Here is a 13,808-nt window from a genome sequence, read left to right as displayed (position 1 = left end):
GAGGGCGGGCACCCGCGGGTGCCCGCCCTCCCCTCATGCCCGCGCGGTCACGAACTCCGAGGGCGCGCGGCGCGCAGCAGCGCACCGGTGAACCGCGCGATCTCCCGCGGGCCGGAGACCGGGGCCGCCGCTTCGACGTCCGGGTTGTAGTTGGTGTTCGTGTTCACGTCGTACGTGAGCAGGCGGCCGTCAGCGGTCTCGATGAACTCGATGCCCGCGATCTCGATCCCGGCGGCTGCCAGGAAGCGCTCGTACTCGGCGATGATCGGCAGCTCTCCCGCATCCTCCCGGAGGCTGAACAGCGGTCGCTGACCGGGGAGTGCGCAGGCATCGGCCGGGCACAGCTCGAAGCTGCCGGAGGACACGTCCACGCGCACGGCGTAGAGGAAGCGGCCGCCCACGAACTCCGCCCGCGTGATGAACCCGTCCGCCGGCCGCGCGTACTCCTGGAGCAGGGAGACGCCGTCGTTCGGCTCCGCGAACTCCTCCGAGGCCGCCCAGGCGGCGAAGGAGGCGTGGTCGTCGAAGCGCTGCACGCTCAGCCCCCTGCCGCCCTGGTTGTGCTTGTAGACGAACGGGGCCGCGAAAGCGCGGGCGCGGTCCACGAGATCGGCCCGTCCGAGCACCGCCGCCGTCTGCGGCACCGCGATGCCGCTGCGTGCGAGCGCCAGGTGCTGAGCGGCCTTCGAGACCTCGAGCTCGAGGACCGCGGAGCCGTTCACGACGGTCCGGCCGTGGGCCTCCAGCCAGCGCAGCACCGCGCGACCGTACTCCTTTGCGTGGTCGTGCCCCCGCGACGGCGAGGACGCCGACAGCCGGGACCAGTAGACCCCCTCGGGCGGTGCCGTGCCGAGGTCGAGGGCGCCGCTCGTGAGCTCCCACTCCGCGAACGGGACGCCTTCGGCCGCGAACGCCTCCCGGAAGGGCGGGAGCCATTCCGGGTTGTCGTGGATGATGTGGACTGCGGTCACGAGAGGCCTCCTCCTGGCGGAACTGTCAGGCAACTCTATGCTTCGGCGTCATCCTGCGCGCCGGCGCTGTCATGGTTCGCCCTGCCCCCGGCCAGAGCCGTGAGCCGGGCCGCCATGTCACGAGCCGCCTCGCGCAGCTCCTCCGGCTCCAGGACGGCGACCTCCCAGCCGAGCATCGCGAGGTGGCAGGCGATCCACTCCAGCCGGTCGCCCGCGACCGTGAGCAGGCTCCAGCCCTCCTCCGCATCCGGCTCCACGCGGCCCACCTGCGGCGGCACCCGTGCGGCGAGTTCTTCGGCCGAGGTGCGGACCCGCACCCGGACAGTGCGACTGTAGGGCGCCTCGGCGACGGAGCTCCGGACGTACTCGACCGGATCCGGATGCTCCCTGCGTCGGAACCGCTGCCCCGTGGGCTCGAGGCCGCGCACGCGGTCCAGCCGGAAGGTGCGCCAGTCCTCCCGATCGAGGTCCCAGGCCATGAGGTACCAGCGCGGTCCGGTGGTGACCATGTGGACGGGCTCGACGGTGCGCGCGCTCTCGGCCCCCGTGCCGGAGACGTAGGAGAAGCGCACGCGCTCGCCGTCGCGGCAGGCGCGGGCGAGGGTGAGGAGGACGTCGGGACCCACATCGGCGACCGGCCGGGGCAGCGAGTCCGTGGCGGCGTGCACCGCCCGCACCTCCGCGCGGAGCCGGGGCGGCATGACCTGGTCGAGCTTGGCGAGCGCTCGCAGTGCGGCCTCGCCCGCGCCCGCGACGGCATGGGTGGAGGAGAGGCGGAGGGACAGCGCCGCAGCCACGGCCTCCTCGTCGTCCAGCAGGAGCGGGGGCATCCGGGCGCCCCGACCCAGCCGGTAGCCGCCGCCCGCGCCGGCCGCGGAGACGACCGGATAGCCCAGCGAGCGCAGGCGGGCCACATCGCGGCGCACGGATCGGGCGGTGACGCCGAGTTCCGCGGCGAGCTCCTCGGCGAACCAGGAGTGCCGCCGCTGGAGGAGCGAGAGCAGACGCAGCACCCGTGCGGCGGTGTCCTCCGTGCTCATGTGCTCTCCTTTCGCGGGTCGGGCCTCGTGCGCGCTTCCTGCACGCCTCGCGGGCGCCTCGCACGCGGCGGTGCCCCCTCTCGCTCAGCCTCCCACACACTGCGGACCGGATCTGTCCGCAGGCGGAGGGAGACTGGTGGCACGCGGGAGGTCCGCGCAGTCGGCGGCGCAGAATCGCCGGGGAAGAGAGGGGTGCGAAATGCGCGAGGGAGACGAGGCGCTCGGCGCGAGGGAGAGCGCGGACGAGGAGCGGTCCGCAGACGGCTGGTCCGCACAGCTGGTGGACCAGCTCGACTGGCACTGGAGGAACCAGCTGCGCGCACGCCTGGAGGGGCTCACGGACGAGGAGCTCTTCTGGGAGCCGGTGCCGGACTGCTGGAACGTGCGACCGCGGGGGACGGGTTCGCCGCCGATGCAGGGAGGCTCCGGGGCGATGACCATCGACTTCGCCTTCCCCGAGCCGCAGCCCGCACCGTTCACCACCATCGCCTGGCGGCTGGGGCACGTGCTCGTGGGCGTCCTGGGCGCTCGCACGGCCGCGCACTTCGGCGGCGAGCCGCGGGACTACTTCACGTACGAGTACGCGGAGACGGCCGAGCAGGCGCTGGCGCAGCTGGATGCGGAGTACGCGGCCTGGATCGCGGGCGTCGCGACCCTCACGGACGAGGAGCTCGCGCGGCCGTGCGGGGAGGCGGAGGGCGAGTTCGGGCATCTGCCCATGTCCGCTCTCGTCCTGCACATCAATCGCGAGTTCATCCACCACCTCGCGGAGATCTGCCTCCTCCGCGATCTCCGCATCCACACTCAGACAGGGGAGACGTCATGACAGATACCGCCGCGCGCACCGTGCAGATCACCTTCGACGCCCATGATCCCCGCGCTCTCGCGCTCTTCTGGTGCGAGGCGCTCGGGTACGCCGTCCCGCTGCCGCCCGGCGTGCCGGCCGCGTCCCCGGGAGGGGAGCCACACCAGGATCCCTTCCGTGCCTGGGAGGAGTTCCTCGCACGGCTCGGGGTGCCGCCCGAACATCGGAACGGGAGGGCCGCCGCCGAGGACCCGGCCGGCCTCGGGCCGCGCCTGTTCTTCCAGCGCGTCCCGGAGGGCAAATCCGTGAAGAACCGCGTGCACCCCGATGTGCGTGCGGCCCCGGGGCTCGCCGGTGAGGAGCGGATGGATGCGCTCGAGGCCGAATGCGCGCGCCTCATCGCCGTGGGCGCCCGCCGGCTCGAGCGGGTGGATCCCGATCCGCCGCTGGAGGCGGGCTTCATCGTCATGGCTGATCCCGAGGGCAACGAGTTCTGCCTCGACTGAGCTCCGGCGCCACCGGACCCTGCGCTCACCGGATTCCGGGCTCACGGAATTCCGCGTCTGCCGAGGGCGGTGCGGCCCTGCCGCCCATGACGGGCCCCGGAGGTGAACCCGCACCTCCGGAGACCCCGTCAAGGAGCTCATGCCGCCGCGAACACCTCCCGCTCCAGCCTCGCGTAGCTGGCCTCCATGCCGTCGGTCATGCCGGTGGCCAGCACCGCGTCCCTCGTCTCGGCGTCCGGGTAGGTGATCACGAGGGAGAGGAGCGTGCCGCCTGCCACCGGCGTCAGCGTCATCTCATTCACGACGGACTGCCACTGGTCGTCGGTCACCGCATCGGTCACCTGGTCCCCGCCGATCATCCGCTCGGTCGTGACCTCGCGGTGGGGCGGCTGCACCTCCTGGATCTCGCCGGTGAAGCCGAAGCGCTGCCGGCCGTCCTCGGACTCCCATTCGAAGCGGTACGTGCTCCCCGCTTCGGCGGAGATCTCGCACACCGGCATGGTCCAGCCGTCCGGTCCCAGCTGCCAGCGCTGCAGGAGCGCGGGATCGTGGTGGGCGCGCCAGACGTCCTCGACGCTGCCGCGGATCACCCGGCTCACCCGCACCTGGGTGTCGCTGAGGATCTCCGCCTCCACGGCCCGGTCCGCGGCGAAGGCGGAGAGATCGGCGAGCACGGTCTCGATCTGGCCCATCGCGGCCTTCGTGCCCTCGAGCATGCCCATCTCCAGGAGCTGATCGAGCTGCTCGGCGGAGTTGAAGTGCGTGACGGTGGTCAGCCGCGAACCCTCCGGCGTCTCCTCGAAGGAGAAGACCATGCGCATGGTCGGCATCTCCGCGCTCGGGCTGCCGTCCGCGTCCGCGAACCCGTCGCGGACCTCGAAGGAGTGCGGGGCGTCCACGGCGAGGAACTCCCAGTACCCGCCGGGGGTGTCGCCCTCGGGGCCGGTCATGAAGTAGTGCGAGCGGCCGCCGGCGACCATGTCGTGGCGGGTGAACGTCGCCGGATACTCCGGCGGACCCCAGAACCTCTCGATCTGCCGGGGATCGGCGTAGGCCTCCCACAGCCGCTGGAGCGGCACCGGGAAGTCCGCCGTGATGGTGAGCGTGAGGGCTTCTGCGTCCTTGTCGATGGCGGTGATGGGCATTGTTCGTGCCTTTCTCGTGAATGGCGCCCGCGCAGACCCCTACGCGGACTGCTCCTCGTCGAACAGTGCGTCGAGGCGCGTTATGCGCCCGCGCCAGATCTCTGCATAGGCGCCCAGCAGATCCTGGATGCCGCTGATGGTTCTGGGAACGCCGTGAACCACGCGTTCACGGCCCTGCTGCTCCTTCCTCACGAGCCCTGCCCCCTCGAGTACGCGCACGTGCTTCTGCACGGCGGCGAAAGACATCTCGTAGTCGGCCGCGAGCGCGGAGACGTTCGCGGGGGCGGACAGCGTACGGCGCACGATGTCACGCCGGGTCGCATCTGCGAGTGCGCGGAAGATCCGGTCCACCTGCTCGTCGGTGAGCGCGGGCACCTCTGCTCGGTCGGTGGGGCTCGAGGCCCCGTGCGCATATGCAACCATGTGGTTGTACGTTACTCCGCTGTGCGAGGTGCGTCAACGCTTCCGACCGCCGAGATGAGCCCGAGGCGACCGCGGCGCATGGCGGCACGATGCGCCCGGATTCCCAGCGGGCGGAGGAAGCGGAGCGCTCGCCTGTGCGTGACGACGCACCAGAGGAGGTCGATGCGCGCGCCGGTCGCCGTGTCCCGTGCCCGCCAGGCTCCGGAGCCGCGAAGATCGCCGGTGACCGCCGCCTCGCCCCCGTACGGCGGCCGGAGGCCCGTGAGGCGGAGACGCAGGCGGAGGATGGGCAGCAGCGGACTGCCGATGCCGAGGCGGACGTAGGCGGGAAGGTCGGCATCGCCGTGTCCGGGAGGGTCTGCCCCCGTGGGTGCCGCTGATGGTGAGGCCGGTGCTGATGGGGCGGGGGAGCCTGCGTGCTCCGGGTCGCCGGGCGGGGCTGAGCCCTCGCGCACCCAGCGCACATCCGGCCACCACAGCGGCCAGTCCCGCACCTGCGCGAACACGTCCCAGGCGGTGCGGGCCGAGCACGGCAGATGCCAGTGCGACTCCAGGTGGAACGGCGCGGACTCGCCCGCCCGCGGTTCCGTGTGCGCATGGAGCATCCCAGCCTCCCTCTCCGCCATGCCCGAGAGTAGCCTGAGCGGAAGGCGGATCGGGGCTGCGGAGGGGAAATGACAGTGAACGCGGAGTTCGAGCACCCTCGGCTGGCCGCCGTGTACGACCTGCTCGATCCCGACCGCAGCGACCTCGACGTCTACCTCGACCTCATCGGCGAGGACGGGGCCCGGAGTGTGCTGGACGTGGGCTGCGGTACGGGAGTGCTCGCATGCGCACTGGCCGCCCGCGGATTCCAGGTGGTGGCGGTCGACCCTGCGCTCGCCTCCCTGGACGTGGCCCGGGCCAAGCCGCACGCCGAGTGGGTGCGGTGGGTGCACGGCGATGCGCTCGCCGTCCGCGGACTCGGCCTCGCGGGCTTCGACGCCGCGACCATGACCGCGAACGTCGCGATGGTCTTCCTCGACGACGAGGACATGGCCGCTGCCCTGCGCGCTGTGCGTGAATCCCTGGCCCCCGGAGGACGGCTCCTGTTCGAGGCGCGCGAGCCACGCCTCCTCTCTCCGGAGCTGTGGACGCGGGAGTCCACATGGAGCAGGAGGGGGCTGCCCGGGCACGGTGAGGTCGAGGCCTGGTGTGAGACCGAGCGGATCGTCGGCAGTCTCCTCACCTTCCGGTGGACCTTCGTCTTCCACGCGGACGGCCAGGTGCTCACCTCGTGCTCGACGCTGCGCTTCCGTTCGCGGGAGGAGATCGCGACGCTGCTGGAGGCGGCGGGCTTCTCCGCTGTCGAGCTGCGCCGCCTGCCGCGGGCTCCGGAGCGTGCCTTCCTCGCCGCCGCGCGTCGCTCCTGAGCTCAGATCCGCCGAGCGAGCGGTTCCTGTCGGTTTGGGCGTCGTGGGCCTACAGAAACCACTCACTCGGCGGGTGGGAGGACGGACTGGAGGGTCGGTGTGCGGGAGGACTGGCGGATCGGGGCTGAGTCTTCCCTCCGGTGCGGAAGTGGAGGAGGATGGACACCGCACCTCTCGTGTCCGCACGGATCGTCACTCGGCAGGGGGCCGGAGTCTGCGCAGGGTGCGGTGAGATGCTCATCCAGCACCGGCGAAGGGAATCAGTCATGACCGAATCACTGGCCACGTACATCGCTCTGCCCGGCACCGCCGCCGAGGCGTTCGCGCATTGGAAGGAGGTCCTCGGCGGCGAGCTCAACCTGATGCGCTACGGCGACGCACCGATGGAGGGCATGCCGTTCGAGCCCGATCCGCAGGCCGTCGCCCACGCCGTGCTCACGACGCCGGCGGGGATCATCGCCGGTGGGGACGCGATGGGCGACGAGCAGGAGTACCCGATCCGCGACACCGCCTACTCCCTGCTCTACACGGCGGACACGCCGGAGCGGGCGCGTGCGATCATCGATGCCTTCACCGCCGGCGGCGGCTCTGTGAACATGCCCTTCGACGTCGCTCCGTGGGGCGACTGGTACGGGCAGGTCTTCGACCGCTTCGGCGTCATGTGGGCGCTCTCGGTCGAGAACCGCGGCAGCTGAGCGGAGGCGGCTTCGCGCGGAGCGCATGGGTGGGGGAGAATCCCACTCATGCGCTCCCGTCTCCGGTCAGTCCGCGGCCTCCGCCCCTCCCGTGAGCAGTTCGTCTCCGTCCTGGTCGCCGTGTGCGTGCTGGTCTTCGCCCTTCCCTTCGTCATCTCCCTGTGGCCCAGCCAGGCGCCCACCGGCCTGCCCAACGGCACCACGGTCGCCTACGAGCGCGCCGAGCTCAGCGATGTCGATCTCAGCGACTGCGAGACGTGGATCGACGTGGACTCCTACTGCGGACAGGCTGTCGCCCATCTCGAGGACGGCTCCCAGCACCAGATCGGCATCACCAAGGACGGCGCCACCGCGGGGCTCGACGACGGCGATGCAGTGGTCCTCTCCATCTCCACGACCGCAGACGGGGAGGCGACCATCTACGCCTTCCATTCCGTGGAGCGCGGTATGGGGATGCTCGTCATCGCCGCCATCGTGCTCGTCCTCGTGGCCCTCAGCGTGGGCGGCAAGGGGCTGCGGGCCTTCGCCTCGCTCGTCGTCTCGGCGCTCTTCATCTGGATGTTCCTCGTCACCGGCATCCACCTGGGCGGCAATCCGCTGCTCTATGCGGGGCTCACCTCGGTCCTCGTCCTCACGGCCGTCCTCCACTTCACCCACGGCTTCAGCGCCAAGACGCTCGCGGCCTGGGTGGGCACGGTGTGCGGGGTGGGCTCTGCCCTCGTGGCCGGCTGGATCATGTCGGCGGCCCTGCGGCTCACCGGCCTGGACGAGACGACCTCGGCCGCGGTCTTCGCCTCCTACGAGATCGATGTGCGGGTGCTGGCCCTGGCCGCCCTCCTCATCGCGCTCATCGGCATCCTCAACGACATCACGGTGGCGCAGGCCTCGGTCGTGTTCTCGCTCATGCACATGCGCGGCGGCGAAGCGCACGATCACGGGCACGGCGGCGGCAGTCACGGTGCAGGGCAGGGGGCGAGCGGCCACGGGGAGCGCACCTCTGCCACGGGAGTGTCGCAGACCGCCGCCGAGGCGCCTGTCGCCAGCCGTCGGGAGCTGCGGGCGCGCCGGAGGAGCGGTGGCGGTGAGCGCTCGCTCATGCGTCAGGCGATGGAGGTGGGCCGCGACCATGCGGCGTCCGCGATCTACACCGTGAGCTTCTCCGTCGTGGGCACGAGCCTCGCCTCCTTCGTGGTCGCCCGCTCCTACGATATGCCGCTGTGGGCGCTGCTGCAGTCGGAGACCGTCGCGAACACCATAGTGCAGCTGCTGGCCGGGATCTTCGGGCTGGTGGTGACGATGCCCGCGACCACGTTCTTCGCGATCCTGTTCGCCCGGCGCCTCGGGGAGCCGGAGGAGGGCGCTGCCGGTTCGAGCTGAGAAGCGAGATGTTGCGCATCGTGCAACTGTTGCGGATGAATCCGGACAAGGGCTTGGCCTGCATGAGGGTGTGTGGTTAGCTTTCTCGCTATCCGGTCTCGGCACCCGAGCCGGAGACGTCTTCCTCCTCGAGAAAGGAGAGCCCCGCGGCACATCGCCGTGCCGCGGCGGCGCAGATCCCATGAGCAGCATCCCCGAGACCACCGAGGAGCTCATCGAGCACCTCCAACGCACTCCCCGGCCGAAGCGCCGTCGCTTCCGCAGCGGAGTGGACCCCGTCGTCTTCTGCATCGCGGGGGCCCTCGCGGTCGCCTTCGTCGTCTGGGGATTCGTCTCGCCGACCGGACTCGGCGAGGTCGCTCAGGTGCTCCTCGACGGCACCATGAACCGCTTCGGCTGGCTCTTCGTCGTCGCGGGTGCGCTGTTCGCGACGTTCGTCATCGTCGTCGCCGCCGGCAAGTTCGGGCGGATCCCGCTGGGCAGGAACGACGAGCGCCCCCAGTACCGCACCTCCTCGTGGATCGCGATGATGTTCGCCACCGGGATGGGGATCGGACTGGTCTTCTACGGCGTGGGCGAGCCCCTCTTCTTCTACCTGTCCCCGCCGCCGGGAACGGTGGAGGGCTCCACGGACCTGGCGATGGGCGTGGCGATGGGCCAGACGCTCTTCCACTGGACGCTGTTCCCGTGGTCGATGTACGCGATCGTGGGCCTCGGCGTGGCGTACGGCTCCTTCCGGCTGGGCCGGTCCCAGCTGTTCTCCTCGATGTTCACGCCCCTCTTCGGCGAGCGGGTGGTCAACGGCCTCGGCGGCCGCGTCATCAACATCCTCGCGATCATCGCGACGCTGTTCGGCTCCGCGTGCTCGCTGGGGCTCGGCGCCATCCAGATCGGCGGCGGCATCGAGTCCGCCGGCATCCTCGCCGAGGTCACCTCGCCCGTCCTCGTCCTCATCATCGCCGTCCTCACCGCGGCCTTCGTGGCCTCGGCGGTGTCCGGGATCGAGCGGGGCATCCAGTGGCTGTCGAACATCAACATGGTGCTGGCCGTCCTGCTGGCCCTCATCGTGTTCATCGGCGGTCCCACGCTGTTCATCCTGAACGTGATCCCCTCCGCGCTCGGCTCGTTCATCGAGGGCCTCCCGCAGATGGCCTCGCGCACCACGGCGACCGGCGATGCCGCCATGGCCGACTGGCTCTCCACGTGGACGGTCTTCTACTGGGCGTGGTGGGTCTCCTGGGCGCCCTTCGTGGGCCTCTTCATCGCGCGCATCTCCCGCGGCCGCACCATCCGGCAGTTCGTCACCGGCGTGCTGTTCGTCCCCTCGGCCATCTCCCTGCTGTGGTTCTCCGTGTTCGGCGGCGGTGCGATCGGCCTGCAGGAGCGGGCCGAGCGGGGAGAGGACGGCGTCGAGGCCCTGGCTGCGGCGGTCGACGGCGTCCCGGACATCGACTTCGACCTCGTGCTCTTCGATCTCCTCGCTGCGCTGCCCGTGCCGGGCTGGGTGGCCGTGGTCCTCATGATCGTCACGGTCGTGCTCATCGCGATCTTCTTCGTGACGGGAGCCGATTCGGCCTCCATCGTCATGGGCGCCCTCGCCGAGAACGGTGCCGAGGAGCCCACCCGGCGCTCCGTGGTCTTCTGGGGCGTGTCCACCGGCGGGGTCGCCGCCGTCATGCTGCTGGCCGGCGGCAGCGACCCGTCCGAGGCGCTCAACGGTCTGAAGAACATCACCATCGTCTCCGCGCTGCCCTTCGTCATCGTCATGATGCTGCTGTGCGTCGCGCTGTGGAAGGACCTCTCCCGGGATCCGCTCGTCCTGCAGGGCAGGCTCGCCTCGAAGCTCCTGGAGGACTCCGTGATGAATGCGATCGACGAGCACCAGGGACCGTTCACGATCTCCACGCGCGAGGTGCTCGACACGGAGGACGGGGAGTCGTCGCCGTCCGCAGGCGAGGCCGATCCCGGCGCTGAGGCGGCGGTCGAGGCGACCGGCAGGACCGGGCCCGCGGAAGCGGGGGCGGGGCCTGTGTCCGGAGGAGGGGCCGCCGAAGCCGAGGTCCGGTCCGCCGGGGAGGCGGGGGCCGGAGCGGCAGCCGAGACGACCGGCGGCGCGCCCAGGATGAGCGCAGAGCCCAGCGCGAAAGCCGAGCCGAAGCCGGTGCCCGGGTCCTGACCCGCGGGCGCCGGCTGCGGCGGGAACGACACCTCCCCGGTCGTGTGGGGGGCTCAGACGCCGATGAGGCGCTGGACCACCCGTGCGATCGGGGCGGTGTCGTACCGGGGGTCGTGCTCAGCCCATTCGCCGGGCGAACGCCTCGAGCGCGTTCCGGCCAGCGAGCTCCCCGGGTACGAGCGGCAGCTCGCACAGGGGGACGTCCGGGAGAGCCGAGGCGACCCGGTCGAGCTGCGCCGCCTCGACGGTGCGGCGTCCTGCCAGGAGCTCCCCGGCATCGGCGGGGGAGCGGCGGTTGGCGATGAGCGCGCGCAGCGGCACACCCAGGACGGAGAGCGACTCCGCGAGCTCCAGGGTCTCGGCGACGGGCATGCGCTCGGGGGTGAACACGAGGAGGAAGCCCGTGCGCTCTGCATCCGTGACCGTGGCCCGCAGCCGTTCGAAGCGGTCGCGCCGGCGCAGGAGCGTCCGGCGCAGTTCCGCATCGGCCAGCTGCCGGGAGTCCTCGGCGCCGGGCACGGCGATCGCCTGCATCGCCGCGGAGAAGCGCTCCGAGCGGTCCCGGTTGCGCAGCAGCGTCTCCGTCCACGCCGTGAGCTGGCCCGGCAGGGCGAGCAGACGCAGCGTGTGACCCGAGGGCGCGGTGTCGAAGACGATGAGGTCGTACTCGTCCTCACCCAGCTCCGCAGCCTCGGCGATCCGCTCGAGGACGGCCGACTCGAAGCTGCCCGGCGCCTCGCGAGCGAGCTCGAGGTGCCGTTCGGCGTGCGGTCGCATGCGCTCGGGCAGCATCCGCCGCATCGTCTCGCCTACGGACCTGAGGTGGCGGTCCAGGGTCGCACGAGGATCGATCTCGAGCCCGTCCACGTGGCCGGGGGAGCTCCCCTCCGCGGGAGCGTCGAAGGTCGCCAGCCGGACGGGCGCATCGCCGACCTCGCGCTCCCACAGGTGTCCCAGATTATGGGCGGGGTCCGTTGAGACGACGAGGACGCGGGCGCCTTCCAGCGCCCTGGCGACCGCGAGGGTCGAGGCGACGGTGGTCTTGCCCACCCCGCCCTTGCCTCCCACGAAGAGCACGCGGAGGCCGGAGACGGTGTTCAGCAGCATGCGATGTGGTCCAGAGGGGAATCGGGCATGCCCATGCGGCGATGCCAGGCGTGGAAGTCCTGATAGATGCCGGGCAGGAGCTCTGCGGTGTAGTAGGCGGCCGGATCGGGCACGCCCAGGGCCTCGCCCAGGACGATGAGCGTGAAGAAGTCGTCCTCATCGCGCTTCTCGCGGGCGAACATCTGGCGGTAGGGGCCCTTGTAGAACTCCTCGAGACCGTCACGGAACGCGGCCCAGCGCCGGGAGAGCCCCTCTCCCGGCTGCTGGGCCGCGTCTCCGTCACCGCCGAGACGGTGCGTGCTCATCGGTCACACCTCTTCGCGGACCGATTCGAGCTTCTCGTCGGCGTCCTCGGGCTCGGGAGGCTCTGCCGCCGCCCGGGCCATTGCGCGGATGCCCTCTACGGCGACGAAGATCGAGGAGACGATGATGATGACGTCGATCGCGAACAGCAGCCAGTCCGGATTGCCGGGATCGGCCAGTGAGACGAGCTGCTCGATCGCGGCCCAGAAAGACATGACGAACACGATGCCCAGCGGCACGAACGCGGGCCAGGGGTTGCGCCGCTTTCTGATGAGCATGACCGCGATGATCATGAGCGTGAGTGAGGCGAGCAGCTGGTTCGTGGTGCCGAAGAGGGGCCAGATGCGCAGGCCGCCCTCACCGCCCAGGCCCTGCGAGAAGGTCAGGCCGCCACCCAGCACGAGGACGATGAGCGTCGCGGGCACCTTGGTGATTCGGATCTTCATATTGTCGCCGATCTCCTGCACGATGAAGCGCATGAGACGGACCACGGTGTCCAGGGTCGTGGCCGCGAAGAGGACGGCCATCGTGGCCAGGACAGTGGCACTCAGCGAGGCGGGGAGCCCGAGGCCGGCTTCCATGAGCATGCCGCCGCCCTCGACGAAGGACTGAACCCCGGCATCGCCGAAGCTGCTGTAGATCTCGTCCCACTCCGCCACCGTGCGGTAGCCGGCCGAGATCGCCAGGATGGTGCCGAGCGCCAGAAGGCCCTCGCCGACCGCGCCGAAGTATCCGACGAAGCGCGCATCCGTCTCCTTGTCCAGCTGCTTGGAGGTGGTTCCGGAGGAGACAACGCCGTGGAATCCGGAGATCGCGCCGCAGGCGATCGTGACGAACAGCAGCGGCACGATGCTGGGAGTGCCCTCCGGCAGCGCGGTGTTGATCGCCGGAGCGACGATGCCGTGCTCCCCGTCCGTGAAGATCGTGCCCAGGAGCAGCGCGCCGTAAAGCAGGATGAGGGCGATGAAGAGCTGGACTCCGTTGATGTAGTCGCGAGGCTGCAGCAGGACCCACACTGGGAGGATCGAGGCAATGCCGCCGTATACGAGGAGGACGACGATCCAGACGGTGGCCGGGGCCATCCCGAGGAAGGACTCGGGCAGCACCACGGGGTAGGCATCGCCCAGCAGGATGAGTCCGTAGAGGGCCGCCACACCCACGATCGTCACCGGTATGAGCGGCCACCGCAGGCGGTAGATCGCCACGCCCACGAGCAGTGCCACGCCGATCGCACCCCATGCGGGGATGACGGCGGAGGGCTGGCTCACCAGCAGATTGGTGATGACGACGGCGAAGGCGGCGATCACCATGAAGCCGAGGATGAAGATCACGACGAGGAAGAGATTGGCTCCGCGCTTCCCGATGTAGCGGGCCGACAGCCCTGCGATCGACTGCCCCTTGTTGCGGGCGGACGCCCAGAGCGCCCCGAAGTCGTGCATGCCCGCGAAGAAGATCGTGCCGATCGTCACCCAGAGGAACGCGGGCAGCCACCCCCAGATCATCGCGACCGCAGGTCCCACGATGGGAGCCGCTCCCGCGACCGAGGTGAAGTGGTGGCCCCAGAGGATGAACTTGTTGGTGGGAACGTAGTCGACGCCGTCGCGCAGCTCGTGCGCGGGCGTCTTGAAGCTGTCATTGAGACGGTATACGCGTTTGGCGAGGTACTTCGAGTACACGAGGAAGCCGAAGGCGAGGATCGCCAGGCCGATGAACATGAGCAGCACGGGATTCATCGTCGAATGCCTTTCTCACTGTCTGTGTGCAGTGTCGCTGCCCGGAGCAGGATCGCTGCGCTCTTGCGGTGGCTCCGGATGCCGACGGTCGCCACACTGATCCTCGCGATACTAG

Annotated in this window: 14 protein-coding genes; 6 read left to right on the top strand and 8 right to left on the bottom strand. The window is 70.5% G+C overall.

What is annotated here, in order from left to right; translation table 11 throughout:
- Window positions 1–47: 47 nt before the first annotated feature.
- Together K318_RS0107105 and K318_RS0107100 are read right to left on the bottom strand one after the other, a co-directional pair.
- Window positions 48–971 carry an ATP-grasp domain-containing protein gene (locus K318_RS0107105; protein ID WP_029088976.1) on the bottom strand — a complete coding sequence of 308 codons (924 nt, stop codon included), beginning with the start codon at window positions 969–971 and terminating at the stop codon, window positions 48–50.
- 35 nt (window positions 972–1,006) lie between these two features.
- Window positions 1,007–2,011, bottom strand: a complete 1,005-nt coding sequence (locus K318_RS0107100) for a helix-turn-helix transcriptional regulator (RefSeq protein WP_029088975.1) — start codon at window positions 2,009–2,011, stop codon at window positions 1,007–1,009.
- 199 nt (window positions 2,012–2,210) lie between these two features.
- On the opposite strand from K318_RS0107100, the gene K318_RS0107095 reads away from it, so the two are divergent.
- Both K318_RS0107095 and K318_RS0107090 read left to right on the top strand, forming a co-directional pair.
- Window positions 2,211–2,837 carry a DinB family protein gene (locus K318_RS0107095; protein ID WP_084499805.1) on the top strand — a complete coding sequence of 209 codons (627 nt, stop codon included), beginning with the start codon at window positions 2,211–2,213 and terminating at the stop codon, window positions 2,835–2,837.
- Window positions 2,834–3,322, top strand: a complete 489-nt coding sequence (locus K318_RS0107090; protein WP_029088973.1) for a VOC family protein — start codon at window positions 2,834–2,836, stop codon at window positions 3,320–3,322. The genes K318_RS0107095 and K318_RS0107090 overlap by 4 nt, the downstream gene beginning before the upstream one ends.
- Window positions 3,323–3,459: 137 nt before the next feature.
- Here the strand turns inward: K318_RS0107090 and K318_RS0107085 are convergent, their stop codons facing one another.
- The 3 genes from K318_RS0107085 to K318_RS23585 are packed head-to-tail and all read right to left on the bottom strand — an operon-like array spanning window position 3,460 to window position 5,495.
- The gene (locus tag K318_RS0107085) at window positions 3,460–4,467 is read right to left on the bottom strand and encodes an SRPBCC family protein (protein ID WP_029088972.1); all 1,008 of its coding nucleotides are present in this window, start codon (window positions 4,465–4,467) and stop codon (window positions 3,460–3,462) included.
- A gap of 39 nt (window positions 4,468–4,506) precedes the next feature.
- Window positions 4,507–4,890, bottom strand: a complete 384-nt coding sequence (locus K318_RS0107080; protein WP_051297642.1) for an ArsR/SmtB family transcription factor — start codon at window positions 4,888–4,890, stop codon at window positions 4,507–4,509.
- Window positions 4,891–4,901: 11 nt separating this feature from the next.
- On the bottom strand, window positions 4,902–5,495 hold the full coding sequence (locus K318_RS23585) for an SRPBCC family protein (RefSeq protein WP_029088970.1): 594 nt from the start codon (window positions 5,493–5,495) through the stop codon (window positions 4,902–4,904).
- A 69-nt stretch (window positions 5,496–5,564) separates the two neighbouring features.
- On the opposite strand from K318_RS23585, the gene K318_RS0107070 reads away from it, so the two are divergent.
- The 4 genes from K318_RS0107070 (at window position 5,565) to K318_RS20070 (ending at window position 10,550) form a co-directional block, all read left to right on the top strand.
- On the top strand, window positions 5,565–6,302 hold the full coding sequence (locus tag K318_RS0107070) for a class I SAM-dependent methyltransferase (protein ID WP_029088969.1): 738 nt from the start codon (window positions 5,565–5,567) through the stop codon (window positions 6,300–6,302).
- Between the two features lie 266 nt (window positions 6,303–6,568).
- On the top strand, window positions 6,569–6,997 hold the full coding sequence (locus K318_RS0107065) for a VOC family protein (RefSeq protein ID WP_029088968.1): 429 nt from the start codon (window positions 6,569–6,571) through the stop codon (window positions 6,995–6,997).
- Between the two features lie 48 nt (window positions 6,998–7,045).
- Window positions 7,046–8,374 (top strand): YibE/F family protein, encoded by a 1,329-nt coding sequence (locus K318_RS0107060; RefSeq protein ID WP_029088967.1) that lies wholly within the window; start codon window positions 7,046–7,048, stop codon window positions 8,372–8,374.
- Window positions 8,375–8,555: 181 nt separating this feature from the next.
- Window positions 8,556–10,550 (top strand): BCCT family transporter, encoded by a 1,995-nt coding sequence (locus K318_RS20070; protein WP_084499803.1) that lies wholly within the window; start codon window positions 8,556–8,558, stop codon window positions 10,548–10,550.
- A gap of 117 nt (window positions 10,551–10,667) precedes the next feature.
- Here K318_RS20070 and K318_RS0107050 read toward each other — a convergent pair whose 3' ends face one another.
- From K318_RS0107050 to K318_RS0107040, 3 genes are read right to left on the bottom strand one after another with little or no spacing between them, the layout of a single operon-like run.
- Entirely contained in the window at window positions 10,668–11,657 is a 990-nt protein-coding gene (locus K318_RS0107050) for an ArsA family ATPase (RefSeq protein WP_029088966.1), read from the bottom strand.
- On the bottom strand, window positions 11,648–11,962 hold the full coding sequence (locus tag K318_RS0107045) for a cory-CC-star protein (protein ID WP_029088965.1): 315 nt from the start codon (window positions 11,960–11,962) through the stop codon (window positions 11,648–11,650). The genes K318_RS0107050 and K318_RS0107045 overlap by 10 nt, the downstream gene beginning before the upstream one ends.
- A 3-nt stretch (window positions 11,963–11,965) precedes the next feature.
- Window positions 11,966–13,693, bottom strand: a complete 1,728-nt coding sequence (locus K318_RS0107040) for a carbon starvation CstA family protein (protein WP_029088964.1) — start codon at window positions 13,691–13,693, stop codon at window positions 11,966–11,968.
- Window positions 13,694–13,808 lie beyond the last annotated feature (115 nt).

This window comes from Brevibacterium album DSM 18261 (assembly GCF_000426445.1).
In the GTDB taxonomy this organism is placed as follows: Bacteria; Actinomycetota; Actinomycetes; order Actinomycetales; family Brevibacteriaceae; genus Brevibacterium; species Brevibacterium album.
The sequence above is the reverse complement of the archived record's forward strand: the minus strand, read 5'-3'. Positions and strand labels throughout refer to the sequence as shown.